This window comes from Microcoleus sp. N3A4 (assembly GCF_036701805.1).
In the GTDB taxonomy this organism is placed as follows: Bacteria; Cyanobacteriota; Cyanobacteriia; order Cyanobacteriales; family Microcoleaceae; genus Microcoleus.
Genome location: NZ_JAUBRJ010000002.1, coordinates 207270 through 230224, shown reverse-complemented (window position 1 = coordinate 230224; position 22955 = coordinate 207270). Strand labels below are relative to the sequence as shown.

General features: G+C 44.7%; 23 protein-coding genes. 7 read left to right on the top strand and 16 right to left on the bottom strand.

Annotated features, from left to right (window positions below; all coding sequences use genetic code 11):
* The first annotated feature begins 146 nt into the window (after positions 1-146).
* Entirely contained in the window at positions 147-812 is a 666-nt protein-coding gene (gene ntcA, locus QUA56_RS02120; RefSeq protein WP_006634020.1) for a global nitrogen regulator NtcA, read from the top strand.
* 77 nt (positions 813-889) lie between these two features.
* A complete protein-coding gene (locus tag QUA56_RS02115; RefSeq protein WP_333352532.1) occupies positions 890-2602 on the top strand; it encodes a DUF3084 domain-containing protein in 1713 nt (570 codons plus the stop codon).
* Between the two features lie 677 nt (positions 2603-3279).
* Here the strand turns inward: QUA56_RS02115 and QUA56_RS02110 are convergent.
* The 3 genes from QUA56_RS02110 to QUA56_RS02100 form a co-directional block, all read right to left on the bottom strand.
* Positions 3280-4122, bottom strand: a complete 843-nt coding sequence (locus QUA56_RS02110) for a hypothetical protein (RefSeq protein WP_194068178.1) — start codon at positions 4120-4122, stop codon at positions 3280-3282.
* A 1-nt stretch (position 4123) separates the two neighbouring features.
* The gene (locus QUA56_RS02105) at positions 4124-5152 is read right to left on the bottom strand and encodes a hypothetical protein (RefSeq protein ID WP_333352529.1); all 1029 of its coding nucleotides are present in this window, start codon (positions 5150-5152) and stop codon (positions 4124-4126) included.
* Between the two features lie 114 nt (positions 5153-5266).
* The gene (locus tag QUA56_RS02100) at positions 5267-5584 is read right to left on the bottom strand and encodes a hypothetical protein (protein WP_194068180.1); all 318 of its coding nucleotides are present in this window, start codon (positions 5582-5584) and stop codon (positions 5267-5269) included.
* A 365-nt stretch (positions 5585-5949) separates the two neighbouring features.
* Here QUA56_RS02100 and QUA56_RS02095 point away from each other — a divergent pair, with 365 nt between their 5' ends.
* On the top strand, positions 5950-6345 hold the full coding sequence (locus QUA56_RS02095; RefSeq protein ID WP_333352525.1) for a pre-16S rRNA-processing nuclease YqgF: 396 nt from the start codon (positions 5950-5952) through the stop codon (positions 6343-6345).
* 133 nt (positions 6346-6478) lie between these two features.
* Here the strand turns inward: QUA56_RS02095 and QUA56_RS02090 are convergent, their stop codons facing one another.
* Positions 6479-6949, bottom strand: a complete 471-nt coding sequence (locus QUA56_RS02090) for a hypothetical protein (RefSeq protein ID WP_333352522.1) — start codon at positions 6947-6949, stop codon at positions 6479-6481.
* Between the two features lie 425 nt (positions 6950-7374).
* Positions 7375-8955 carry a photosystem II high light acclimation radical SAM protein gene (locus QUA56_RS02085; RefSeq protein WP_333352519.1) on the bottom strand — a complete coding sequence of 527 codons (1581 nt, stop codon included), beginning with the start codon at positions 8953-8955 and terminating at the stop codon, positions 7375-7377.
* Between the two features lie 374 nt (positions 8956-9329).
* Here QUA56_RS02085 and QUA56_RS02080 point away from each other — a divergent pair, with 374 nt between their 5' ends.
* Both QUA56_RS02080 and QUA56_RS02075 read left to right on the top strand, forming a co-directional pair.
* Positions 9330-9719: a DUF1830 domain-containing protein gene (locus tag QUA56_RS02080; RefSeq protein WP_333352516.1), complete on the top strand. Its 390-nt coding sequence runs from the start codon at positions 9330-9332 to the stop codon at positions 9717-9719.
* Positions 9720-9955: 236 nt separating this feature from the next.
* The gene (locus QUA56_RS02075; RefSeq protein ID WP_333352513.1) at positions 9956-10543 is read left to right on the top strand and encodes a hypothetical protein; all 588 of its coding nucleotides are present in this window, start codon (positions 9956-9958) and stop codon (positions 10541-10543) included.
* 108 nt (positions 10544-10651) lie between these two features.
* Here QUA56_RS02075 and QUA56_RS02070 read toward each other — a convergent pair whose 3' ends face one another.
* The 8 genes from QUA56_RS02070 to QUA56_RS02035 form a co-directional block, all read right to left on the bottom strand.
* Positions 10652-11737 carry a DUF3474 domain-containing protein gene (locus tag QUA56_RS02070; protein WP_333352511.1) on the bottom strand — a complete coding sequence of 362 codons (1086 nt, stop codon included), beginning with the start codon at positions 11735-11737 and terminating at the stop codon, positions 10652-10654.
* 231 nt (positions 11738-11968) lie between these two features.
* Positions 11969-12256 carry a hypothetical protein gene (locus tag QUA56_RS02065; protein ID WP_333352508.1) on the bottom strand — a complete coding sequence of 96 codons (288 nt, stop codon included), beginning with the start codon at positions 12254-12256 and terminating at the stop codon, positions 11969-11971.
* A 219-nt stretch (positions 12257-12475) separates the two neighbouring features.
* Complete coding sequence (purF, locus tag QUA56_RS02060; RefSeq protein WP_333352505.1) at positions 12476-13942, bottom strand: amidophosphoribosyltransferase; 1467 nt, start codon at positions 13940-13942, stop codon at positions 12476-12478.
* A 135-nt stretch (positions 13943-14077) separates the two neighbouring features.
* Positions 14078-14278, bottom strand: coding sequence for a hypothetical protein (locus QUA56_RS02055; protein WP_333352502.1), 201 nt, complete (start codon positions 14276-14278; stop codon positions 14078-14080).
* Positions 14279-14548: 270 nt separating this feature from the next.
* Positions 14549-14845: a transposase gene (locus tag QUA56_RS02050; protein WP_333352499.1), complete on the bottom strand. Its 297-nt coding sequence runs from the start codon at positions 14843-14845 to the stop codon at positions 14549-14551.
* Positions 14842-15234, bottom strand: coding sequence for a winged helix-turn-helix domain-containing protein (locus QUA56_RS02045; RefSeq protein WP_333352495.1), 393 nt, complete (start codon positions 15232-15234; stop codon positions 14842-14844). Before QUA56_RS02045 ends, QUA56_RS02050 begins: the two co-directional genes overlap by 4 nt.
* A complete protein-coding gene (locus QUA56_RS02040) occupies positions 15212-15442 on the bottom strand; it encodes a helix-turn-helix domain-containing protein (RefSeq protein ID WP_333352493.1) in 231 nt (76 codons plus the stop codon). The genes QUA56_RS02045 and QUA56_RS02040 overlap by 23 nt, the downstream gene beginning before the upstream one ends.
* Positions 15443-16247: 805 nt before the next feature.
* Positions 16248-16514, bottom strand: coding sequence for a Uma2 family endonuclease (locus tag QUA56_RS02035; RefSeq protein WP_333352490.1), 267 nt, complete (start codon positions 16512-16514; stop codon positions 16248-16250).
* A 111-nt stretch (positions 16515-16625) separates the two neighbouring features.
* Between QUA56_RS02035 and QUA56_RS02030 the strand changes: the two genes are divergently transcribed.
* Positions 16626-17507 (top strand): Uma2 family endonuclease, encoded by an 882-nt coding sequence (locus tag QUA56_RS02030; RefSeq protein ID WP_333352487.1) that lies wholly within the window; start codon positions 16626-16628, stop codon positions 17505-17507.
* Positions 17508-17912: 405 nt separating this feature from the next.
* Positions 17913-19268, top strand: a complete 1356-nt coding sequence (guaD, locus tag QUA56_RS02025) for a guanine deaminase (protein WP_333352484.1) — start codon at positions 17913-17915, stop codon at positions 19266-19268.
* Between the two features lie 67 nt (positions 19269-19335).
* Here guaD and QUA56_RS02020 read toward each other — a convergent pair whose 3' ends face one another.
* The 3 genes from QUA56_RS02020 to QUA56_RS02010 form a co-directional block, all read right to left on the bottom strand.
* Positions 19336-20772 carry an NCS2 family permease gene (locus QUA56_RS02020; RefSeq protein WP_333352482.1) on the bottom strand — a complete coding sequence of 479 codons (1437 nt, stop codon included), beginning with the start codon at positions 20770-20772 and terminating at the stop codon, positions 19336-19338.
* A 34-nt stretch (positions 20773-20806) separates the two neighbouring features.
* The gene (locus QUA56_RS02015; RefSeq protein WP_333352479.1) at positions 20807-21859 is read right to left on the bottom strand and encodes an aromatic ring-hydroxylating dioxygenase subunit alpha; all 1053 of its coding nucleotides are present in this window, start codon (positions 21857-21859) and stop codon (positions 20807-20809) included.
* Positions 21860-22215: 356 nt separating this feature from the next.
* Positions 22216-22884: a 2OG-Fe dioxygenase family protein gene (locus QUA56_RS02010; RefSeq protein WP_333352476.1), complete on the bottom strand. Its 669-nt coding sequence runs from the start codon at positions 22882-22884 to the stop codon at positions 22216-22218.
* Positions 22885-22955 lie beyond the last annotated feature (71 nt).

Below are 22955 nucleotides of genomic sequence, written 5' to 3'. Positions count from 1 at the left end.
GGCTAGATTTAATCATACAGCGTGTGTTTACCTTAACATTAGATGGAAGTAACAGAATCCCTATATATTGGAGGTTGGGAAGTATATTTACTCAATAAGCTTAATCGGCAAGTTATAAAGTATTGATTAGTACAAAGGATCTAGTCGTGACGCATGATAGACCGCTAGCAGCCGTGTTCCGCCAAATCAGCGGCGGGGCGTTTCCACCCATTGTGGAAACCTTTGAACGGGGCAAGACAATTTTTTTCCCTGGAGACCCGGCTGAGCGCGTCTACGTTCTCATTAGAGGTGCTGTGAAGCTCTCCAGGGTGTACGAAGCAGGGGAAGAAATTACAGTCGCCCTCCTGCGCGAAAATAGCGTATTTGGGGTGCTGTCTCTGATTACGGGACACCGATCGGACAGGTTTTACCACGCGGTAGCCTTTACGCCGGTAGAGTTGATCTCGCTGCCGATCGAACAAGTCGAGAAAGCGCTCAAGGAAGACCCGGAACTGTCGATGGTGATGCTGCGGGGACTGTCGTCTCGGATTTTGCAAACCGAGATGATGATCGAAACGCTGGCCCACCGAGATATGGGTTCGAGACTCGTCAGCTTTTTGCTGATTCTGTGCCGGGATTTTGGCGTGCCGGGTACAGAGGGGATTACGATTGATTTGAAGCTGTCCCACCAAGCGATCGCCGAAGCGATCGGCTCGACGCGGGTAACTGTGACTCGTTTGCTGGGGGATCTCAGACAAGAAACCATGATCTCGATCCACAAGAAAAAGATCACAGTCCACAACCCGGTGGCTTTAAGCCAGCAATTCACTTGATGCCGAGAAAGTATAGGATTTTGGATTTTGGATTTTAGATTCAATCCAAAATCCAAAATCCAAAATCTAAAATCGGAATGACTGCTGGATACATCCTGGTATTTGTAATTTTAGTGTTGGGGGGTGTGATCGCCACTGTCAGCGATCGCCTTGGGACGAAAGTCGGCAAGGCAAGGTTGAGTTTGTTCAAACTGCGCCCCCGCGATACTGCTGTTGTTGTGACAGTAATGGCCGGCAGCATCCTGTCAGCACTGACTCTGGGCATTTTGTTTGCTACCAGCAAGCCTCTGCGAACCGGGGTTTTTCAAATAGACGAGATTCAAAAAAGGCTCAACCAAGCCCGCAGAGAACTCAAAGAAACCACTCAAGAAAAAAATCGAGTTGAAACTGAATTAAATGGAGCCAAAACCGCTCAAGCGCAAGCTAAATCCAAATTAGAGCAAATTAATCAATCCCTCCAAGCAGCTAATGCCGAGCAAGCTCAGACGGAAGCCAAATTAAACTCGCTGCGGGCCCAGCTCAACAGCGTACAAGCAGCCAAGTCTAAAACTGAACAGCAGTTAAGTCAGGTAGAAGCGGCTAAATCCGAGACAGAAGAACAGCTCAGCAGCGTGGCAGCAGCTAAATCCCGCACCGAAGAACAATTGAAACTGGTTGAAACGGCCCGATCGAGTACAAAAGCTCAGCTCGATCGCACCGAGAACCAATTGAAAACAGTTTCCGATCAAAAAACGACTTTAGGATCGGAAATTGCCCAACTGCAAGAGGAACGCCAACAGTTAATCGAGCAGCGAGAGCAGGTAAAAACTCAAATTGCCCAGCGAGACGCAGAAATTGCCAAGCGAAACGCAGAAATTGCCAAGCGAGACGCAGAAATTGCCAAGCGAGATACAGAAATTGTCGATCGCAACGAACTAATTGCCCAGCGAGACAAGGAAATTGCCCAGCGGGTGCAAAATCTCGCCGAGCGCGATCGAACAATTGTCGATCGCGACAAAGTAATTGCCGAGAGGGAAGCACTCTTAGAAACCTTGGCACAGCAACAAGCTCAACTCGAACAGCAACAAACTTTATTGCAGCAGCAAGTGCAAGTTTTGGAACGCGATTTTCAGGCAATCCGCGAGGGTACAGTTGCCATCAGGCGCGGTCAAATTTTAGCTGCTGGCGTCGTTCGCATCCTCGATCCCGGTATGGCAAGTGGCGCGATCGATCGACTTTTGCAAGAAGCAAATAAAACCACCGTCGGACTGATGCAGCCGGAGAATAAGAAGGTTAGAGACCAGGTTATTCAAATTACTAAAGCAGAAATCGATCAACTAATTAGTCAGATTAAAGACGGTGAAGACTACGTGGTGCGAATTGTCGCCGGCGCTAATTACCTGCGGCAAGAAAAGCTAATTAAGGTATTTGCAGAAGCAGAAATCAATCGAGTTGTGTTCCGCGCTGGAGATGTGATTGCAGGGGTTGCTGTCGATCCGGTGACTTTGACCGACGAACAGGTGCGGCAGCAGTTGCTGCAATTGATAGAAGCTTGTCAATTTCGCGCTCGCCTGATCGGCGTTGTCGGCGGTAGAGTCCAAGTTGCCGACAGTGAGATTGAAACTTTGGCTGGTTTTATCGCTCGGTTGCAGCAGTACGAGAAACCGCTGGACGTTCAGGCGATCGCCGCAGATGTCACTTACATAGCCGGCCCGCTTAAAATAGATTTAGTTGCTCTTGAAAACGGAGCCGTTGTTTTCCGCACCGGACAACAAAAACCAGGCCAAGGAGACTTGAAAATTAAAAAATAAGTGCGATCGATATATTGAATTTGAGCAAAAGTTTTGGGCGATAGAATCACAATTTTGCTTGACTTTTTCGCGCCCTTGACATATTATTAAATAATCGGAATCCGTGCCGCCATATATAGAGCAATCCTAGGGTGTGTCGCCACCAAAAATCTGGAAGCACCACCAACAATCTCACAGCGACGCACCATACCCAATTAGTAGGGTGTGTCGCCACCAAAAATCTGGAAGCACCACCAACAATCTCACAGCGACGCACCGCACCGCTAAGAAGGCAAAGAAAGAAACTAAGAATCGAACCCTGAGATATTGACATCACAGAACAAAATTTTGCTCAATTCATAGCATTTGTAATAATTATTGTAACAGTATATTGTTGAGTTTGTCGATCGTACAACTTGGCGCTTTCTGTGCGTTTACCATAATTTTGATATACTCCCTGTCTAGTAGCTCTCAGTTTGGGTAAGCAGGCTTAAGCTCTGCTTTTAATATCGGCTTTGCTGTGGGTTCTAACTTCTATATTAGGAATGCTTTTCTCAAAGGTGGTTGAACTTTAGGGTAACTTTAGATCCGAGGTTGTTCCCTGCCCCCGGTGAGGGTTTTGGGATCTGTTGGGTTTTTGGGTGCTGGGTGATGAGGGTATGGGAGTAGAGATTAAATTTAACTGATGATAGGCTTGCTCAATTTGGGTTACAGTAGGAACCGGAGCAGAACCCATCTGTCCAACTGATTTTCAACCAATTATCACCTAAATTTTCATTAATTATCGTAGTAATTCTATCCTCATAACCTGTAGTGTGATAAAATCCCAAGCTTTTTAGCAAAAACACTAAAACTTCTTGGCATTTTTGCCCCTCATGTTCATCTGGGTAATATACCTTTACTGTAATTCCTACTCTATCTGCTGATATCCCTAACTCTTCTCTTTCTGTAATAGTTTTAACTTTTTCTTCTTGATTGTCCTCCGAATTTCTGAGAGTATTTATAATCAAAGAGTTTTCGTCTGATTCGTTCCAATCACAAGAATGCCAATTAAAACCTACATATCCATACTCCGGTATAATATTTTTACTTAACATTTTTACGCAACCGAAAAATTGTGGTTTTATAACCTTCCTGTGAAGATGATCGAAGTATTTAAAACGAGACACAAGAACAATTTCGTTGTGTTTCAATCCCAGTACCTTGACTATGTTACTTTGGGGATTAAAACAGACAATTGGAACATAAAAGTCTTTTCCCTCAACACTAAACTTGGTATCCCCCATGTAAGGAGCCGTACTTAGTATTACCTCGGTTCTATAGTACCGGGATGTAAGCATATTATTTTGACTCATGAATTCTTTGTAAAACCATCCCCATCCTTTTTCCCTAAGCCTTTTATTTAATTCACAAGCTTTTCTCGGTGTGATTGGGAAATCTATATTATGTATTTCAGTGTTCCATTTTACGCTTATTGGTTTATTTTGAGAAGTAGGCTTCCTATAATTAGGAGTTTGCTTGCGGCGTTTTGCTTTTCCCATGTCAATATCCTCTTCCCATAGTTCTTTCTATATCTTGTACAACTTGTTCAACAGCACCAACAAAACTTAAATCTTTGCGCCAGTAATGACACGCAAGAGAAGCACCTAAAACTGTCTCAATAAAATCATCAGCAGTAGGCATCAAGTTTCTTGTCAGCACTGTGACGATTATGGAGCGGAACTCTTTAATCTGTGCCTGGGTATATTCAGCATACTCAGGATTACCGGAGCGACCAACATCAACAACTTTAATCGTTACCATGTTGTGACTATCACCTTGTACCTGCGTTTTGATATCTGAAGAGAGCGATTCTGGCTTGACTACTTTTATTTTGGCGACTGGAGAATTTGCTATAACTTTTCCGTTAGAATCTGCTATTATTATTGTATCAAGGGGACGACCTAGTGTCTTGAGATAAGATTCATTTTCCTCGCCAGCTATAGCTAAAGAATAGATTTGGTCATAATGGTATGACAAATTATGATCGGAATGGTATTGACGGCCATTCCACATTTTGGGGTATAAGTAAGTGCAAATTTTTATGCAAGCAAAAGCCATCCTGTATTCTCGAAATAGGCATAACAGTTTCGCAAGACCGTACCAAAGCATAAACCATGTCTGGTTATGACTAAATACTTGATCGTAGTATTTGAAGGCTTGATTGAGATCGCCATCTCTCTTTGACATAATCGACTTATCCACTAGGCTTAATAAATCGCTCTGAATTTCAGTGAGGTCAGACAATGACTTCACTTTATTTAGAATGTAAGTAGCAGTTTGCTCTTCCCGATCAACGGCATTTTGAATAAACTGAAAAAGTTGACTTTCTGTAACGGATCTATATTTATGGTCTTTAGGAAGACTTTCTTCAAAAGCCCCACCCTGATTTAGATAAAAATCTAAATCTCTGAAATACTCTGCACGTTCTCCATAACACTCATAGTTTTCTTCTAAGCCTATTGGCTCATTTTGAGAAGTCGGCTTCTCATAATTAGGATGAACTTTCTTACGTCGTTTTGCCTTTCCCATAAATTCAACCTTGCTTTAATTAAAGTTTGAACTTGTCTACTTAACTAAGTGTTAACCAGCAAATGCTGCATAAAAACCTGCTCTGACCCAAACTACCGTCCATGTTGTGTGCTGTCAATTTCTACGAGTCAAACGAAAGATAAGTGCAGGAGGATCTGGAGGAGAGTTCTCCCGGAAACTATCAATTTGCCATACTTGACCTTGAGTGTCATGAAAAGTTAAATATTCAGTATGCTCTATTCTTTCCCCATTAACCCTCATTTGGTTAATCTCAGAAAAAAAGACTAAGGCATGAGCATCGCAAGAATCATATTGTTCAGAGTAAATACGAAACAGAAAGCATCTCAGCCTCTGCTTTAACAAAATTCCAGATCTTATGGTAATGTTTAACTCAATATTACTTAAGTCACTATCTAAATTTTGCTGATTCATAAATTAATCTTTTGTTTCATGGTTTAAAGCTTAATTTAGATGTTGGTCTACATTTTCAATAAAAATATGATTTGTTATTATAATACCGCATATTTTCTTCCCTGTCAAGAGCCAATAAAAAAAATGAATATTTTCCAGTCTCTATGATTTGCGGTAAATCGAACGGAAATGATTTTATATTGCTGCACGGATTCCCATGATATAATATGTCAATCCCACAAAAAAGTTAAGTAAAATAAGTACGATCGCCCGCAAAGATTTTGAGACATTCAAGAATGCAAGTATCAGATGATATCTAGGTTGGCGATGGGTTTCCTCGACTACAACAGCGCAACTACAAACTTATTAACTCAGAACTAATAAATATGATTTTAGGTTTCGATCCAGGTAAAGACAAGTGCGGCATCGCCGTCATGAGTACAGACAACAATGTCTCCTACCATCAAGTTGTACCCTCCGAGAGTGCAATTTCGACTATTCAATCTCTGTGCGAACAGTTTTCAATTGAGTTATTAGTCATGGGAGATCAAACGACTTCTAAAAGTTGGAAACAAAAACTGACGCAGAGTTTGTCGCCTGCGCTCAAAATTGTTCAGGTTGACGAGAGGTACAGCAGTTTAGAAGCGAGGGAACGCTACTGGCAAATGTACCCTCCGACGGGACTTTCGCGCTTGATTCCCGAGGGAATGCGGACGCCGCCGAGACCGGTGGACGATATCGTGGCGATCGTCTTGATTGAAAGATATTTGAACAAAAGTTAGTCAATTTTATAACCGTTACCGCTGATTCTCTTTGATTATTAAGGAATCAATATATTTTTGCTGGTATTGAATTTTTAACTTAAATAAAATACACCCTAAATTTATCCGATCGATCGTTGAATCACAATTAGTGCTACTTGATAACACCTTCGGTCAAAATTACCTTACCATTCTGCCGGACTTGCAGGCGTTGGGGGTTAATCGAATAGATAATATTGCCGTTAGTCGCTTCATAAGTTCCGTCGTCACCTGTAGTTACTTGCATGACATTGATTTGGCTGCCATTTATTTTGCTGAGGCCGCGGTAAAAAATATCGCCTTCCTGGGTTTTGCAAATGTATATAGAAAAGTTGGCTGTTGCGAAAGATTGCACCATTTCGGCCCTCGGACATCCCTCAACTTGAGCAATTTGCAGCGGTCGATCATTGCCCAAAGTCTTCGGTGCGATCGCCCGAACTTTGCCAACGGGTTGATTTAGTGCAGTTGCTTGTGCTGAAGCGGTCAAAAAGCCGTGAAGCGAAGCTATCCCGAAGGGAATCGCACTAATGCCAGCCATAACTAGAACTACTCTTTTAATGCCCTTAACTCTATCTTTAGAAAACATCTTGTCACTCCTGGTTTTAACTATAGCCTTTCTCAAAAAGATGAGGTATGACTGACAGCTTACATAACCACCCAGACGCTTGAGGGCCCAAGCCCAACAACGTACCTCATCTTTCTGAGAACCGCTATATATAATTATATCTTAAGCGATATTTGCTCGATCTGCGATTTTTAATAAACTTATTGCCTAAATCTTTGATTGATAGGTCAACCGCAGATTTAAGGCTGATAGACGCAGATGAACGCAGATAATTTGAAGATTGTTTTCGACTTTGGCAATCTGGTCTAATGATTGGTATAAGATTGATGATTGTAGCAAGAGTTTCTTACATTTTGATTTTTTAATGATAAAAAGGGAAATGGCAGATACATTCTCCCTCCCATTTCCCCTTTTTTAAACGGTCGTCCTGACTGCGAACCTAGTAATTAATTAACTGCTGCCAACTGTTTATCTTTGGTTTCCACAGGCGCAGATAATGCTTCTTCCAAATCCGCACAGCCGAGTTTTTCCTCCAAAATTGCCATCACTTCACGGCCGAAATCATTGGAATTCCGCTGCCAAGCTTCTAAACAAATTTGTCCGAAAAACGAGCCCAAAGGCTCGGGATTCCACAGCAATTTGCGCGCTGTCCAAGGCATCAAACTCATCGGATCGTAACCTGGTTGCAAAATATCCTGTTTAAAGGCGTATTCTTCCAAAATTGTGTGCGGTTGCAACCCGATAAAGAAAATCGCGGGTTCCACTTTATCGGCTCCGAAAATTCGCTCTAATTCTCGGTGATAAGCAATAGTTTGCCGGATGGTTTCAAAGGTTTCATCAATTACGTTAAACGAGTAATTCACGGAAACCACATCGTTGTAACCGGCTGCTTTTAAATCGCGGCAGTTTTCCAAAACTACTCGCAAGTTGTAGCCCATCCGCATTTTCCGAACCAATTCCTGGGAACCGCTGGTGATGCCGATTTCAAAGTAATTCATCCCCGTTTTTACCATCAAATCGCACAATTCGGGTGTGAGATTGTCCGCACGGATGTAAGCAGCCCAGTGGATGTCGTCCATGCCGGAGGCGATGATTTTTTGCAATAATTCGATCGCATCGTCGATGAATTTGCGTGCCGGGATAAATTGAGCGTCGGTAAACCAGAAATTGCGGATACCTCGATCGTACAATTGCCGAATCTCCGCCACCACCTCATCCGCCGGATTGATCCGCACTTGTTTTCCTTCAATCACCGTATAAATGCAGTAACAGCAATTGTGAGGACAGCCGCGCTTGGTTTGCACTCCGACGTAGAAGTCCATATCTTGTAGATAATAGGAAAATTCCGGCCAAATTGTTTCGATGTAGTTGTAATCGCAGGCAGTTTTCTCGATGTTGGCTGGCTTTTCGTGAATTAGCTTCGCGCGCGGCACAGTTTCGCCCACCACATAACACCTTTCCTCGGCCAAATCTTCGCCCTTAATCAACTTCTCCAGCAAAGCTTCGCCTTCCCCCACCGAAACCACTGTTCCCGCCGGCAAACTGCGCCCCAACTGCTCGTAAAACACGCTCACAGCACCGCCACCGACCACTGCACGAGCTTCCGGGCGGTATTTCCGGGCCCGCTTCAATCCGCGCGCAACCAGTCCCAAATTGCGCCAGAGTTCGGTATAGTAAGACACGGCCAAACGCAGTCCTCCGAGTGCTCCTCGGAACTTAGTCAGCAGATTTTTGGCGTAGTAGAACTCGAAGGCATTTTGCAGCGGATTGCCGCCCCTGCCGCCCACGGGCGCGTAAATTTGAATGTCCCGCCAAGAGAAAACTAGCAGCGTCGGCTTAAACTCGTCTATGCTGGCATCCAAAGCTTTAGCGAAATCCAGGGGGGGCACTGCACCTAAATCGAAAATGCGCTGTTCGACATCGGGAAACAGCTTGTGTACGTGATCCGAAAGATACACTACTCCGATCGGGAAAATCGGATTGCAAGGGAGGCGAACGTACAGGACTCGGTTTTCTCGGTTTTCCATGATTGCTATATCCTAAACTGGAACTTTTTCCGCTATGTTAATATTCTTTTAATATAACTTTACAATATCTCTAATTTTCGCAATTTAACATTAAATATTTTTAAATTTTTATAACTGGCTCAAGGCTCAGCGTATTGGTGCAGATCGCCAACAGCAGCAGGAAAAAGCTAATTTTTAAGTAAATACAGCGTATTTTGACTGAAAATCCCAGCAGGCAGTCAAAAAGCCGATATTTATCCGATAAAACTTAAATTTAGGTGCGATCGGTCTCTAATGTGTTAGGGAGTTGGTAGTCGGCTTTACAGTAGCCGGGATCGCCTAGTGTTAGCCTGAGAAGATAACTAAAACTTTTAGGCAAGGCTCCCTCAGCAGTTATGGCTCAAATTCTTGACCCCCTACCCTCAGACACCGACAGCAAGATTCTGTGCTGCTACGTCAACGCCACGAGTCAAATTCAGATTGCTCGCATCTCCAACATTCCTAACTGGTACTTTGAACGAGTGGTGTTTCCCGGACAGCGCTTAGTCTTTGAAGCGATGCCGGCGGCTGCATTGGAAATTCACACCGGGATGATGGCCAGTGCAATTTTATCGGATAAAATCCCTTGCGATCGCTTGCAGATTAACGAAGGCCCCTATTCAAACCTCAATCCTAGCAGAGCCCGAGATACAGCTCAGGGCGATCGAACAGCAATTGCCGGCCGCCCCAAATCCCGAGAAATCTCAGAACCTTTGACTGTACCGGCACTAACCGCCGTCGATTAATTGGAGTTGTGAGTTTTGAGTTATAAATTGTCAGTGAATTGATAACTCCCCGCTCAAAATTCCAACTTCTGCAAAGCGTAAAAACTCAACACTTAAGAATCAAAGTTTCTGAAATGAATTTTAAATCAAAACTGTAAACTGCAAATATTTTCCTGTTTTTCATATTTGCCTGAGTTTGGTTTACCAGTCCGACAACTGTGCAAAAATAGCATTAAACAGCTTCTCGAATTTCACCCATGTCTGCACAACCGATCGCCTCTTCCCCGTCTTCCGCTCGAGTATTTGAGCCGGGGATATTCCGGCTTTCTCCCCTGATTAGAATCACGCTGTTGAGCTTGTACGCAGCCCTGACAGTTCCGTTGCCGTTTTTGTCGGAAGTAACGAAAGCACCGGTTCCCCCCGCCGCACTCTGGGCGGCAATTGTTGTCGGCGCTGCGGGCCTGTACGGCGTGCTTAGTGAAAGGGTAATTGTCAGCGAGGAAGGGATTGAAGTTACATATCCCAACTGGTTTCCGCGTTTGTTTCGCAAGGGTTGGTCGCTACCTTGGACTGAGGTAAAAGCTCTCAAACCTCGATCGACCGGTCAAGGAGGTTTAGTTTACTATTTTCTCAGTCATTCGGGTGAAGGTTATTTGTTGCCAATGCGGGTGGCTGGATTTGCTAAATTAGTCGGTTTGGTGGAAGCAAAAACAGGTATTGATACTAGAGATGTTCGCCCTTTGTCGCAGCCTTGGATGTATCTTATTTTACTGGGATGTACGCTGCTGTTGCTGTTGGTGGATGCGTGGACTATTGTCACGGCGATCGGGCTTAAAGGTAATTAGTCAGGTGCACGGCTGCACCCTACTCATTAAATGTCAAACACGCGCAAGAATGAAAAACCCGGTTTCTTAAAGAAGCCGGGTTTTTGCGTATTCTATTTTTTACTGAAGCTACTTAACTTCAGCAGATCGCCGACTGTTAGGCGATTCGTAGCAAACTCCAGAACCTGTATCCGAGACAAAATGACAATCCCAGTAAGAGCGAATAAAGCTCTTCCAAATTGGATCTTTTGACTTGCGATAATAATCGCCCAACACTGGTTTAATTGCTTCCGTTGCTTCCTTCAAGTGATAGTGCGGCATGGTCGAGAAAATGTGGTGGGCTACGTGAGTCCCGATGTCGTGATGGATGGAATTGATGATTCCGTAGTCGCGATCGATCGTAGATAACGCACCTTTCAAGAAATACCAATCTTTACCGCGATACCAAGGAATATCGGCTTCTGTGTGGTGCAGGAATGTTACCAAATCCAGCCACATCACGAATACTACATAGGGAACCAAGTAGAATTTCAGCAAAAACAGCCAACCAAACTGATAGGTTAGCGCGCCTAAAAAGCCTACCATCAGTACCAAGGATGCGGAACTCGTCAACACGTCCCATTTTTCGGAAGGACGGAAAAGCGGGCTACCGGGCACGAAGTGAGAACTTACCTCATCGCCCGATCCGCGAAACAGATAAATTGGGTAGGCAAATAACATCAAATGGAAGCGCCCCAGCTTTTCGGACCAGTGCATTTGATTGTATTTCGTCTCCGACACCGGATACCAGCTTTCATCGTTATCCAAGCTGCCTGTATTCGCGTGGTGTGTTCTGTGACTGATCCGCCAACCGTGGAAGGGCACGAGAATTGGAGCGTGGGAGAGGTGTCCGATCAGGTTGTTGAGCCATTTGATCTTAGAAAATGAACCGTGCCCGCAGTCGTGGCCGACTACAAACAATGCCCAAAACATGGTTCCCTGCATCAACCAGAAAATTGGGTAAAAGAACCAGGAATCGAGGGTGTAGGCGATCGCATACAAACCTGCGATGATGCCAATATCTAAAAAGAAGTAAGCCAGAGATTTCCAGGGCGAGGGTTCAAAACAGTGGGCTGGGATGGCTGCCTTGATATCTTGAAGAGTAAAAGGTAACTCTGTTGTACGAGAGGACGAGCCTCGATCGATCGGGTGATTGAGAACAGTATTTGATTGCACGAAGTTTCCGATTTAAGCTGACTTGAGAAACCGCATTCCGCCTTTTAACAGTCAATCGATTTTAGATTTTAGATTTTAGATTTTAGATTCACTCCACAGATCGATCTGGGGGCTTAAACTAATATCTAAATTTTTTGGCTCTCCCGGACAGGAGTCGGGGGGTTGTATCCCTATGCAGGTAAGGTAACATTCAAACTGCAAGGAGCCATATTTTTTACTCTGCAAGGGTTCCTAAAGTTCTTTAGTTCGCATGAACAGCCCGTCCTCGATTCTCAAGCAAGTTGGCTTGTGGAATACTTGTGTGGGAAAAATTAGTGCGATCGACCTTGTTGCCTGAAAAAATTTCATGTACCCGTTGTTGGTGCGAAATGCGACTTCAATCTGAGAGTGGACATCTGGAGAAACTACCTCCAGTCCACAGGTAGCATACAGCGTTTCGAGCAGGAATTGTGAACGAGATTGCAGGGAAAGGCCTGTCGATTTTAGATTGGCGATTTGAGATTTTAGATTGAAGGACAAATCTAAAATCTCAAATCCAAAATCTCAAATCGGAGTGTTGGGTTTCACACAAGTTCTACCCAACCGAATGTTCGCTACAGTTCACAAATCCTGCAATAATTGCTACAGCTAAGTTAATTTAACATTTCTACACACAGTCTGGCAACGAGTTACCAGAAAAAATTGAAAATCCATAAATCGGGGAAAGTGACGGGGATCGCTTTCTCGTTTTTTGATTTTCTAGGTGGTAGCTTTTTCTAATATGAGCTTAGACCGTTTTACAAATTCTGGAACGTCGATCGGATAATTGCCCGTGAAACACGCCGAACAAAAACTCATCGGGTCTTCGTTAGTGGCCTTCAGCATTCCATCCCAACTCAAGAAAGCTAAAGAATCTACCCCAATTTGGGCGCCAATTTCGGCGACTGACTTAGTAGCAGCAATCAACTGATCTTGATTGTCGGTGTCGATCCCGTAGAAACAAGGATGAGTCACCGGCGGCGAGGAAATTCTCATGTGAACTGCGGTCGCGCCCGCATCCCGCAAGGCTTTAACGATTTTACGGCTGGTAGTGCCGCGCACGATCGAATCGTCGATAATGATTACCCGTTTTCCTTCCAACACATCTCTGAGAGGGTTGAGTTTCATGCGGATTCCTGACTCCCGCATTGTCTGAGTCGGTTGAATAAAAGTGCGCCCGACGTAGCGGTTTTTAATCAATCCTTCGGCGTAAGGAATGCCGGAAGCTTGAGAAAAGCCGATCGCCGCCGGGATTCCCGAATCTGGAACGCCGATGACTATATCAGCATCAGCGGGAGATTCTGCTGCCAACAAACGCCCGATCCGCAGCCGGTAGCTGTATAAACTTTCACCTTCCATCTGGCTGTCCGGTCGAGCAAAATAGATCATTTCAAAGATGCAAAGTTTGCGCTTCTGCTGCTGGCTCCAGTGGAAAGAAGCCATACCTTCCTCTGTAATCCAAACTAATTCCCCCGGTTCTACGTCCCGCAAAAATTCAGCACCGATTATATCCAAGCCGCAAGTTTCCGATGCTAAAACGTACCGTACCGGAGTTGTGGGGAGGATGCCAATTACCAGCGGGCGGACGCCGTGCGGGTCTCGGACTCCCATCACGCCTTTGGGGGTGGCGATCGTCAAACTAAAGGCTCCTTGGCACATAGCAAAGGCACTGATCGCTCCTTCCAGCCAGTCTTTGCCCTTGTCTACCTCCGAGCCGATCGCCACCGCGATCGCCTCTGAATCCGTCGTGCTCACAAACTCGCAATTGCGAGACATCAGCTCTTCCCGCAATTCTTTAGTATTGACAAGATTCCCGTTATGTGCTAGAGCCAGACTTCCCAAACGAGTTTCGACGACAACAGGTTGAGCGTTGACAACCCGCGACGAGCCGGTCGTAGAGTAGCGAGTGTGGCCTACGGCTAAGTTACCGGGCAAGTGACCTAAACTCGATTCGTTGAAGACTTGGGAAACCAGTCCCATATCTTTGTGCAGGTGTACTTTGTTACCGTCAAAGGTAGCAATCCCTGCAGATTCCTGACCGCGGTGCTGCAAAGCATACAAACCGAAGTAGGTCAATTTGGCGACATCTTCACCCGGTGCGTAGATACCGAAAACGCCACAAGCTTCCTCGGGCTTGTCGGGTTTGCTAGAATGCTCGTCAGCCGCGAAGGAATGGTTGGGAATCATAGATGGGTGGGTTCCTAATGGGGAGGGTGGGTTAGCGGGACAGTTTCAGCGGTTCTGTTAGGGAAGATGCCACAGAACTTAACACTTTCTTAATGTTGCCACGGATCTGTCATTAATTCCAACTCGTGTAGCATTTCAGACAAAAGCTATGCGGCATTTAATGGCATTGTAGTATCGATCGCCCGAAAATTCTATATTAACCTTGATTAAGGGCGGGCGATCGGGCGATCGGGCGATCGCGGGGGAACCCCCCCAACCGCCCCAATGGGGCATTGCCCCTACTGCATAAACTTTCGTCCCCAAGAAGCGGAGACTAAGAAATAGGCGATCGTGCAATAGAAAATAAATTATAAACTTGCTTGATGGACTTTTTGAAATATTAGAATTTAAGAGCGATCGAGCTTGATTTTTTTAGGTAATTGACATAATACCAATTTACTATGAAGTTGCACTTAATATAGCTTCAAGGATATAGTCCCAACCACAGAGAGATAAAACTTCTTCATTCGTGAGAGATTTGATAATTGTATTTACCTGTTCTTTGAGTTTATCTAAACTCGAAGAATTTTCCCACTTGAGGTCTTTTTTTGTATGCTCCCACAATCTTTAGATCGGATTTAATTCAGGACTATAGGCAGGTAAATATATTGGCATTACATGGTCATCCCAGTCTAATAATAGAGCTTTATGGAAGCTACCATTATCCATGATAACGAGATTGAAATTCTCTGAGTATTTTTGACAAAATCCCTTTAAAAACTCTTGAAAACAGTTGTAATTGAGCTGAGAAAATTCTTGATAATATTGTTCACCTGTTGCTGGCTCTACGACTCCATAAATATAAAAATTTCCTCGTTTCCATTGCTTTTTGCCAATGGGTTTTACCCCCTTTAATGTAATCATTCTGCCCGGCGCATAGTAATCAATCCAAATCTACTCTCGTCCTGACACCATATCCTTACAGGCTTGGAGTTTCCGAAATATTTAATCATTACTTTGATGAGCTCACATAGTTTTTTTTTGAAGCTTGCCTGCACCTCTTCGTTTGCTTTGTCACTTTGGGGTTTTGGGACTTTCAGGTCAGCTTTCAATTTATAATGAACTAGGTCATGTACCACTTTATAGCTCACTTTAATTCCGCATTCTTTTTCTAGCCAGAGCTGTAATTTGCCATAACTTGTTTCTCCCTGTGGTTCTTGCAGTTTTTTGATTAATTTTTCTCTCACTGATGGTGGGATATGTGGAGTCTTCCCGGGAGCTTTTTTTATACTAAGTAATGAGCGTAATTCCACCTTTTTTGTAAGCTCTTAACCAACGATATATTGTTGATTCATCTCGTTTCAACATCGTGGCTAATTCTGCTCTTTTTTGGATGTTTTTGGTGACTAGCCAGTATAATACCAGTAATTTTTTTTTATTTACGGCGGGCGCATGACCTTCGAGTCGATGCTCTAGTTCCTCAACCGTTTCCTTGATTTCTACCTGAAGTTTGTTCGCCATATTGGATTTCCTCTACTTTTACCCTATATTTTAGTGTACCTTCATAGTGAATTGGTATTACCAAAGATTTCAAGACATACTAAAATGCAGGGAATTCTGGCAGAGATAGGACAAAAATTAGGCTATAGAGTATGGATTGCTCGAAACGATCACTCAAAGGACTATAGATTCGGAGAGTATAGATTCGGGGACGATACTTTCGAGGACTCTAGGTTCGGTAAACTTAAAGAATTAACAATGGAAGGATTCTCTATTGGTGGATTATAAAAACAAGTTGAAAAAATTAGTAAATTAATTGATGTAATATGGCTCAATGAAAATTATCAGTTTAAAGTAGTAGCATTATTTGAAATTGAATGCACTACTGATATCCACTCTGGGCTATTGCGTATGGGTGATTTTGTGGTTAATGTCAAATTAAATCCCGTAACATTTATATACCCCAATTTTCCAATTTATGTCGTAATTACTGAAACAAGAAAAAAACATTTACAATCCCAATTATCTCGACCAATATTTCAATATCTTGAATTGCACAAAAGTTGTGAAGGTATTAATATAGAAGATATAGAGAGGTGTTGGGAAAATATTATCAAGCAGAAAATAAAGATCCAGCAAGAAATAAAGCCGAATATTATTGATCTTATAGGTTTGAGCAATTTTATCGAGTCTAAAAAACAGTTTTTAAATTTTATGTGATTGGTCAATCAAAGCGTGGAGTGGTTGATCTTGCGGTAATCCCTAATTGACTTGCGCGTACCCAAACAATAAGACTCGTCCGGTTCCTTCCGCGCGCCTAATTTCTTCATCCCGATAGTTGTGTACTACCGCGCCCGTAGAAACGAATGTCTTTCGTCCGCATATAAATATCTAAAAGCTGCTCTAAAGTGTTTCTAGATTCTTCATGTTCCTCAGAAAAAGGAGCCATAATTTCTAAACACCCATCCAAATAAGTTAAATGCGCCCCAGTTTCCGCCAAATCTGCATCCAACTTTTCTAGAGTCTCCCATGTCACGTTTGACAGGAAAGCCGCACCTGTACCCAATCCTGCTTTAGAAATTGCGACAACCATTTGACTTACCTTTTACGATCGCTCTTCCATATTAGCGAATATTAGCTGAAGTCTCAAATCAGCTTGCTAAAATTTCGCAGTACAATTACAATAACTGCACGGAAAACGACGATGAACGAGACAATAACTGCGACAAATCTGCCTCCTGCATTCCCCGATCATACCCAACTGCCAGACGAAGACGGTACATTTGTGAAAAATTTTCAGGAGCATCCCCAGAGCATCATTCTGACAGATTCGATCGGGCCGGTTGTAGAGAGGCTGCATCCAGACGGACAATACGCGATCGGGCAAGATTGCGGCATTTACTGGCGAGAAACTGACCCGCCAGAGAAAGGTGCAGAAGCACCGGATTGGTTTTACGTGCCCAACGTACCGGCAACTCTCGACGGTTTTCGCCGCTCTTATGTACTTTGGCGGGAACACATGGCGCCGTTGATTGCTTTAGAATTTGCTAGCGGTAATGGAGATGACGAGCGCGATCGTACTCCCCTGTCTGTGGCGGCTGACGGTACAACAACCAAACCGGGTAAGTTTTGGGTCTACGAGAAAATTATCCGCATTCCTTACTACGGCATTTATGAAATTAAAACTGGCAATTTAGAAGTCTATCACCTGATAGATTTGGTGTATCGAAGGATAGAGCCAAACGAACGCGGTCACTATCCCATTCCTTTATTAGAAGTAGAATTGGGACTTTGGCAGGGAAGTTATCAAAATCAAGAAATGCTTTGGCTGCGGTGGTGGGATTTGCAGGGGAATTTGCTGTTAACTGGCTCCGAACAAGTTGAAATTGAGCGGGCTAGAACCGAGCAAGAACGGCAAAGAACCGAGCAAGAACGGCAAAGAACCGAGCAAGAACGGCAAAGAACTGAACAAGAACGGCAAAGAGCCGAACAAGAACGGGAAAGAGCCGAACAAGCAGAGCGAAAACTCGCCCAGTTAGCGGAGCGGCTGCGAGCAATGGGACTCGATCCCGATGCTGAGGATTGATATCAAATCCGATCGTAGTAGATACCGAGCCGGTGCGTCGCGATCGACAATCTACAACTAAACTCGATTTTCTGCCAGCGACGCACCATACAAACTACAAATCAACTCGAATGCTCGAGCGGAATGTGGGTTAATACTGCTAGTCCTAGACGCACGGGGGCTCAGAAACCGGGTTTTTTTACGAAAATACTCCGTTTTTACCCGCAGATTCGGTAAAAAACCCGGTTTCTCTGTCGGAGTGCGTCCAGGACTGTTCTATGCAATTTTATAAATGCTAAAGCAGTAATAATGCGATTAGATTAGTCTTAAAATTATTTTTGTAGTAAATGTAACTTACAAATCTGACATTACAAGCAATCATTTTAAGAGGATTGAGCAAACCTCCCAAACCAAACAAATTTTCACATGGCAATTAACAAACAGTCCTCTGTATCTAAAAACTCAATTAAAGCGTTTCGCGGTGCTTTTCTAGATTTTGTGGAAGATCCTTTTTATGTTGCCCAAAATCAAAGCGTTCGCTATGTTCCAGATGGTCTGCTGGTTGTAGAAAACGGAATAGTAAAAGCTTTTGGAGCTTACGATCGCCTGAAAGAGCAGTTCTCAGACATCACTGCGTCTGAATACCCAGGAATGCTGTTGATGCCTGGATTTATTGATAGTCACGTGCATTTCTCCCAAACTGGAATGATTGCTGCTTACGGAAAACAGCTTTTGGATTGGTTGAATCAATATACGTTTCCAACCGAACTGAAGTTTAAAGACCGAGAATACGCCGAACAGGTTGCAGCTATTTTTCTTGATGAACTATTACGCAACGGCACCACGACGGCAGTTGTTTTAGCAGCGGTTTTTTCAGCATCAGTCGATGCTTTTTTTGAGGCAGCGAGCCGTCGAAATCTGCGGATGATTGCGGGTAAAGTGATGATGGATCGCAATGCACCGAAATATCTGACCGATACGGCCCAAGAGTCATATCAAGATAGCAAACAACTGATTGAAAAATGGCATCACAATCAACGATTGTTGTACGCGGTGTCGCCTCGGTTTGCACCGACTTCAACCCCGGAACAACTGAAGCTAGCAGGGAAACTGTTGCAAGAGTATCCTGATGTTTATCTGCACACGCATCTATCAGAGAACGTTAATGAAGTTGCTTGGGTAAAAGAACTTTTTCCCGAGTGCAAAGGCTATCTCGATGTGTACGATCGAGCCGGATTAGTCGGAGAGCGATCGATCTTTGCACACGGCGTACAACTGACGAATGCAGAATTTCAACGGCTCTCTGAAGCAAAATCCACGATCGCATTCTGTCCTACGTCAAATTTGTTCTTAGGCAGTGGGTTGTTCGATCTTGAAAAAGCGAAGTCGATCGACGTTCCGGTTAAAGTAGGGCTTGCCACAGATGTTGGTGCAGGAACGAGTCTTTCGATGCTGCAAACGGCAAATGAAGCGTACAAAGTCGCGCAACTGAGACAATACTCTCTCTCTGCATTTCAAGCATTGTTTCTCGCTACGCTGGGCAGCGCTAGAGCGTTATGTCTGGACGATCGCATTGGCAATTTCGAGGTGGGTAAAGAAGCAGATTTTGTGGTGCTGGACTTGCGATCGACGCCGATCATGGCATTTCGCAATTCTGCAGCACCCGCAACAACGCTGGAAGAACTTGCCGATCGTGCCTTTAGTTTAATCATCATGGGCGACGATCGAGCCGTTCAGGCAACCTACATCCTGGGGGAACTCGCCTACAGCAAAGCAGATTAAACTATCGGCGTCGCCTAAACAACTGGTAAGTCATTCAAACCTAGCAGTTGGCTCTCGCCATGCCGGCTCAGGCTGCTGAATGATGAAACCGCAGTGACATAAAGATGAACCGAATCACGAAGATGCCCGCAATGATCCAAGTTCCCCCAGACACTTCCTTGGCTCTACCTTGGCAGGTTTTCACAATCGGATAGGCAATGAATCCGACCGACAACCCTTCCGCGATCGAATACGTCAATGGAATCAGGAATATCGTTAGAAACGCTGGAATCACTTCCGAAATATCATCCCAGGGAATTTCTTTAACCTCAGCCAACATCATCGCGCCAACAATGACCAGCGTCGGCGTCGTTGCAAAAGCCGGAATCGCTTTAAACACCGGAATGAAAAACAGCGACACCGCAAATAATGCTGCCACAACTAAAGCGGTAAATCCAGTTCTACCGCCTTCGGCAACGCCTGCGACGGATTCAACATAAGCCGTCACGCTCGACGTACCAAAGATTGGGCCGACTGTAGTTCCAATTGCATCTGCCATCAGTGCTTTATTTGCACGCGGCAACTCGCCATCCGGGCCGATATAGCCTGCCCGCATTCCCACACCCGTTAACGTCCCGATCGTGTCAAAAATATCAACAAACAGAAATACAAACAGCACTGCAATCCAGTCAAGAAAATTGTCGGCATTCAGATGAGCAAGGCCCAGAATTGCTTGACCAAAAATGTCTTTTGGCAGTTCCGGCAGCGCAAAAAATCCTTGAGGTGGGGGTGAAACCTTGAACAGCCAAGCCCAAATTGCGGTGCCAAAAATTCCAAATAGTAACGCACCTCTGACGCCCCGAACCACCAATCCGGCTGTCATCGCTAAACCCGCCACAGCGAGTAGCGTGTTCGGTTCTGCTAAACTGCCAAACGCCGTTTTTGTCGCTGGATTTGCCACAATCAATCCGGCTCCCCCTTTGGCAACATCTCCTGACATACCGATGTAGGCAATAAACAAGCCGATCCCTGCTGCGGTTGCGTGCTTGAGCGACCTGGGAATTGCGACGATCAATAACCGACGTACATCCGTGAACGTCAGAACGATAAAAATTAACCCCTGAACAAACACGCAGGACAGCGCCAATCGCCAATCGATTTTCAGTCCGATTACAACTGAGAAAGCAAAAAAGGCATTCGTTCCCATTCCAGGCGCCAGCCCGAACGGGTAGTTTGCTAAAATTGCCATACAGAAGGTTCCAACTGCCGCCGCCACAGCGGTTGCCACAGCCAATTGCGAAAACAAATCTCCAGGCTGTTGTAGAAAAATCGCGTTTGACAGCACGATCGGATTGACGACTAAGATGTATCCCATCGTCATGAACGTGGTGATACCCGCGAGCGTCTCTGTTTTGAAATTGGTTCTGTAGAAATCAAACTGGAAGAACTCTGCCAGTGTCGCTTGCCAACCTGTGTAGGATTGCTTTGGCGGAATGGGTTTTTGAAATTCTAAATCAGCGCTCATGGTTTGGATCTCCGAAATTCAATTGAGATTGGAGTTAGGCGGTAAACGATCGTCCTAGACCCAATGCCGCCAATCCTTTGCGATACGCGATCGAGCTTTTATCCCCGGCAATGTGGACTTCATCTTGCAGCGCGATCGGTAAATCTTCGGGATACTGTTCCTCAACAATGTCCTTATCTTCGCCAAACACTTGATCGTTAAAGTCCAGCGTGTCTTGCAGCGGTGCATCTTTGTCAAAATTGCGGCAAATCGGCACAAACAAGCGCGTTTTGCGGGCTGAAACCGGACAGGCAGCATTCAGAATGTGTAACTGCCCGTTGGGAAAGGTAACGGTTAACTTCGCTGTGAACGGCAGCCACACTTCAAACAATCGACGCCACTTAAACCCAGGCGGACTCAGATGCTTTAGACCGTGCGGATAGTTGCTCACAGTGCTGACATAATCAGCGCGAAACCCGTGCGGTAGTCGCTCAACGGGATAATCTGGCACTTCTTGATTTTCGCGCTCGCCAAAGGATTCGGTGTGAACAAACGCAAAATGACTCACATCCAGAAAGCCTTCGACTTGACGACCTGCGGCAGCTTCGATCGCCACGCTGCCTGGCAGAACCTGAATATAGTCTGGATCGTTCCATTCCTTAAAGGAGGGAAAATGGACTGAACCGTTATCCACAAGCCTTACCCACACTAAACCATAGCGTTCGGTGACAGCGTAGGTCGTCAATTTCAGCCGAGCGGGAATTGCGGCATCCGGTTGAGCGGGAATACGAGTGCATTGACCGCTTTTGTCGTAGCAGACGCCGTGATATTTGCATTGGAGTTCATCGTTCTCAACCCATCCCAAACTCAGAGGAGCACCGCGATGCAAACACAAATCCCGTGCTGCCACGATCGAGCTATCGGAAAGTCGAAACAGCACGAGCCGTTCATCGAGCAGCTTTGCGGCAAACGGTCGATCCGTGACTTCATGCGAGAACGCGATCGGATACCAAAACGGCGCAAGGGCTTTCCAATCAGTTTCAGTAAAGGTGCAGTTTCGAGGCAATATAAACGCAGAATTGCACGATCGTTCTTGTGTAGTGTGCATAATGATGTATGCGAAATACCGCTGAAGCTTAAAACATTAGAAAGCTTACTTCTGTACGATTTACTACATATGTAAATGTATGGCAATGATTGCAGTAGTTAAATCGCGGCACTGTTGGGATGGAACTCAACAATTTCCATCACGCCGTACTCGACCTCAATGTCTTCTGATAAAAATCCCTGGCTGGTTAGTTGTAGTTGTAGGTTGGGTTGAGGAACGAAACCCAACTCTCTGGGGCTAACTGGTGGCTCGCTTGTATGAATGATTTAGACGCGATATAGCGGATTCCAGCAAGATGAAGTTTGAGAAACCGGGTTTTTCCAAAAAACCCGGTTTCTGCGTCCAGGACTGTATCCTCAATCGCAAAGCAAACTCGGAGAAGTCAGCACAAAAACATCCCTCGTCCCCACCCCTTCCGATTCCGGTTTAATCGGCGTAGTAAAGTGGAAAAACTCGTGGTCGTTAACTAACAGCAATTCCCCCGGATGCAGAACTTTATTAAAAACAGGCTTTTCCTTTTTAGCCAAATACAAATGCGTTTCCCCGCCCACAATATTAGTTCTGTCAACCGAGAAAATCCCGATAAAATCAGTACCGTCTTGGTGAATGCCTTCCGGTGCGGGGTTGCCGAAATTGTGCGGCGAACAAGTAGTCCTGATTTGATGGATGCCGATTTCAGCTTCGGGGTGAATTTTGCAGGAATCGAAAAAAGCAAAAATCATCTGTTTGAAATTATCGAGGGCGATTAGCCGATCGTCCAATTCGGCAAATTCGCGCCGGATATCGCCCACTAGCGGATTGTATGTTTTGCTTTGAAACAAGTAGCCGTGAGGCAACTTAACCAACTCGTTCCCGTTCACGACAAACCGCGACAATCTTCTCGATCGATACTTTCCTCTGATATAAGGATCGATCGGCATATCGTCAAAAAATTCCTTGAAACCTTCTAGCTTAATCGAGTTTACTTTTTTGAAAGTAAACATGAAAGCATAATCCAAATGAATGGATTCTAATACCGTTTTCATATATTTTTCTCCTTGAAGCCTTGCTCCCCTCCCTAATTTTGCCTTAAGGAGGTGTATGCTTCTACTCTAGC

Bases quoted from the DNA above. Each gene is read 5' to 3' on its own strand.
- QUA56_RS02015 (WP_333352479.1), bottom strand. From the start codon at position 21,859: ATGCACACTACACAAGAACGATCGTGCAATTCTGCGTTTATATTGCCT.
- QUA56_RS02035 (WP_333352490.1), bottom strand. From the start codon at position 16,514: ATGGTTGTCGCAATTTCTAAAGCAGGATTGGGTACAGGTGCGGCTTTC.
- QUA56_RS02020 (WP_333352482.1), bottom strand. From the start codon at position 20,772: ATGAGCGCTGATTTAGAATTTCAAAAACCCATTCCGCCAAAGCAATCC.
- QUA56_RS02115 (WP_333352532.1), top strand. From the start codon at position 890: ATGACTGCTGGATACATCCTGGTATTTGTAATTTTAGTGTTGGGGGGT.
- QUA56_RS02095 (WP_333352525.1), top strand. From the start codon at position 5,950: ATGATTTTAGGTTTCGATCCAGGTAAAGACAAGTGCGGCATCGCCGTC.
- QUA56_RS02075 (WP_333352513.1), top strand. From the start codon at position 9,956: ATGTCTGCACAACCGATCGCCTCTTCCCCGTCTTCCGCTCGAGTATTT.
- QUA56_RS02030 (WP_333352487.1), top strand. From the start codon at position 16,626: ATGAACGAGACAATAACTGCGACAAATCTGCCTCCTGCATTCCCCGAT.
- QUA56_RS02010 (WP_333352476.1), bottom strand. From the start codon at position 22,884: ATGAAAACGGTATTAGAATCCATTCATTTGGATTATGCTTTCATGTTT.
- guaD (WP_333352484.1), top strand. From the start codon at position 17,913: ATGGCAATTAACAAACAGTCCTCTGTATCTAAAAACTCAATTAAAGCG.
- QUA56_RS02110 (WP_194068178.1), bottom strand. From the start codon at position 4,122: ATGGGAAAAGCAAAACGCCGCAAGCAAACTCCTAATTATAGGAAGCCT.
- QUA56_RS02090 (WP_333352522.1), bottom strand. From the start codon at position 6,949: ATGTTTTCTAAAGATAGAGTTAAGGGCATTAAAAGAGTAGTTCTAGTT.
- purF (WP_333352505.1), bottom strand. From the start codon at position 13,942: ATGATTCCCAACCATTCCTTCGCGGCTGACGAGCATTCTAGCAAACCC.
- QUA56_RS02050 (WP_333352499.1), bottom strand. From the start codon at position 14,845: ATGATTACATTAAAGGGGGTAAAACCCATTGGCAAAAAGCAATGGAAA.
- QUA56_RS02080 (WP_333352516.1), top strand. From the start codon at position 9,330: ATGGCTCAAATTCTTGACCCCCTACCCTCAGACACCGACAGCAAGATT.
- QUA56_RS02105 (WP_333352529.1), bottom strand. From the start codon at position 5,152: ATGGGAAAGGCAAAACGACGTAAGAAAGTTCATCCTAATTATGAGAAG.
- QUA56_RS02100 (WP_194068180.1), bottom strand. From the start codon at position 5,584: ATGAATCAGCAAAATTTAGATAGTGACTTAAGTAATATTGAGTTAAAC.
- QUA56_RS02040 (WP_333352493.1), bottom strand. From the start codon at position 15,442: ATGGCGAACAAACTTCAGGTAGAAATCAAGGAAACGGTTGAGGAACTA.
- QUA56_RS02085 (WP_333352519.1), bottom strand. From the start codon at position 8,955: ATGGAAAACCGAGAAAACCGAGTCCTGTACGTTCGCCTCCCTTGCAAT.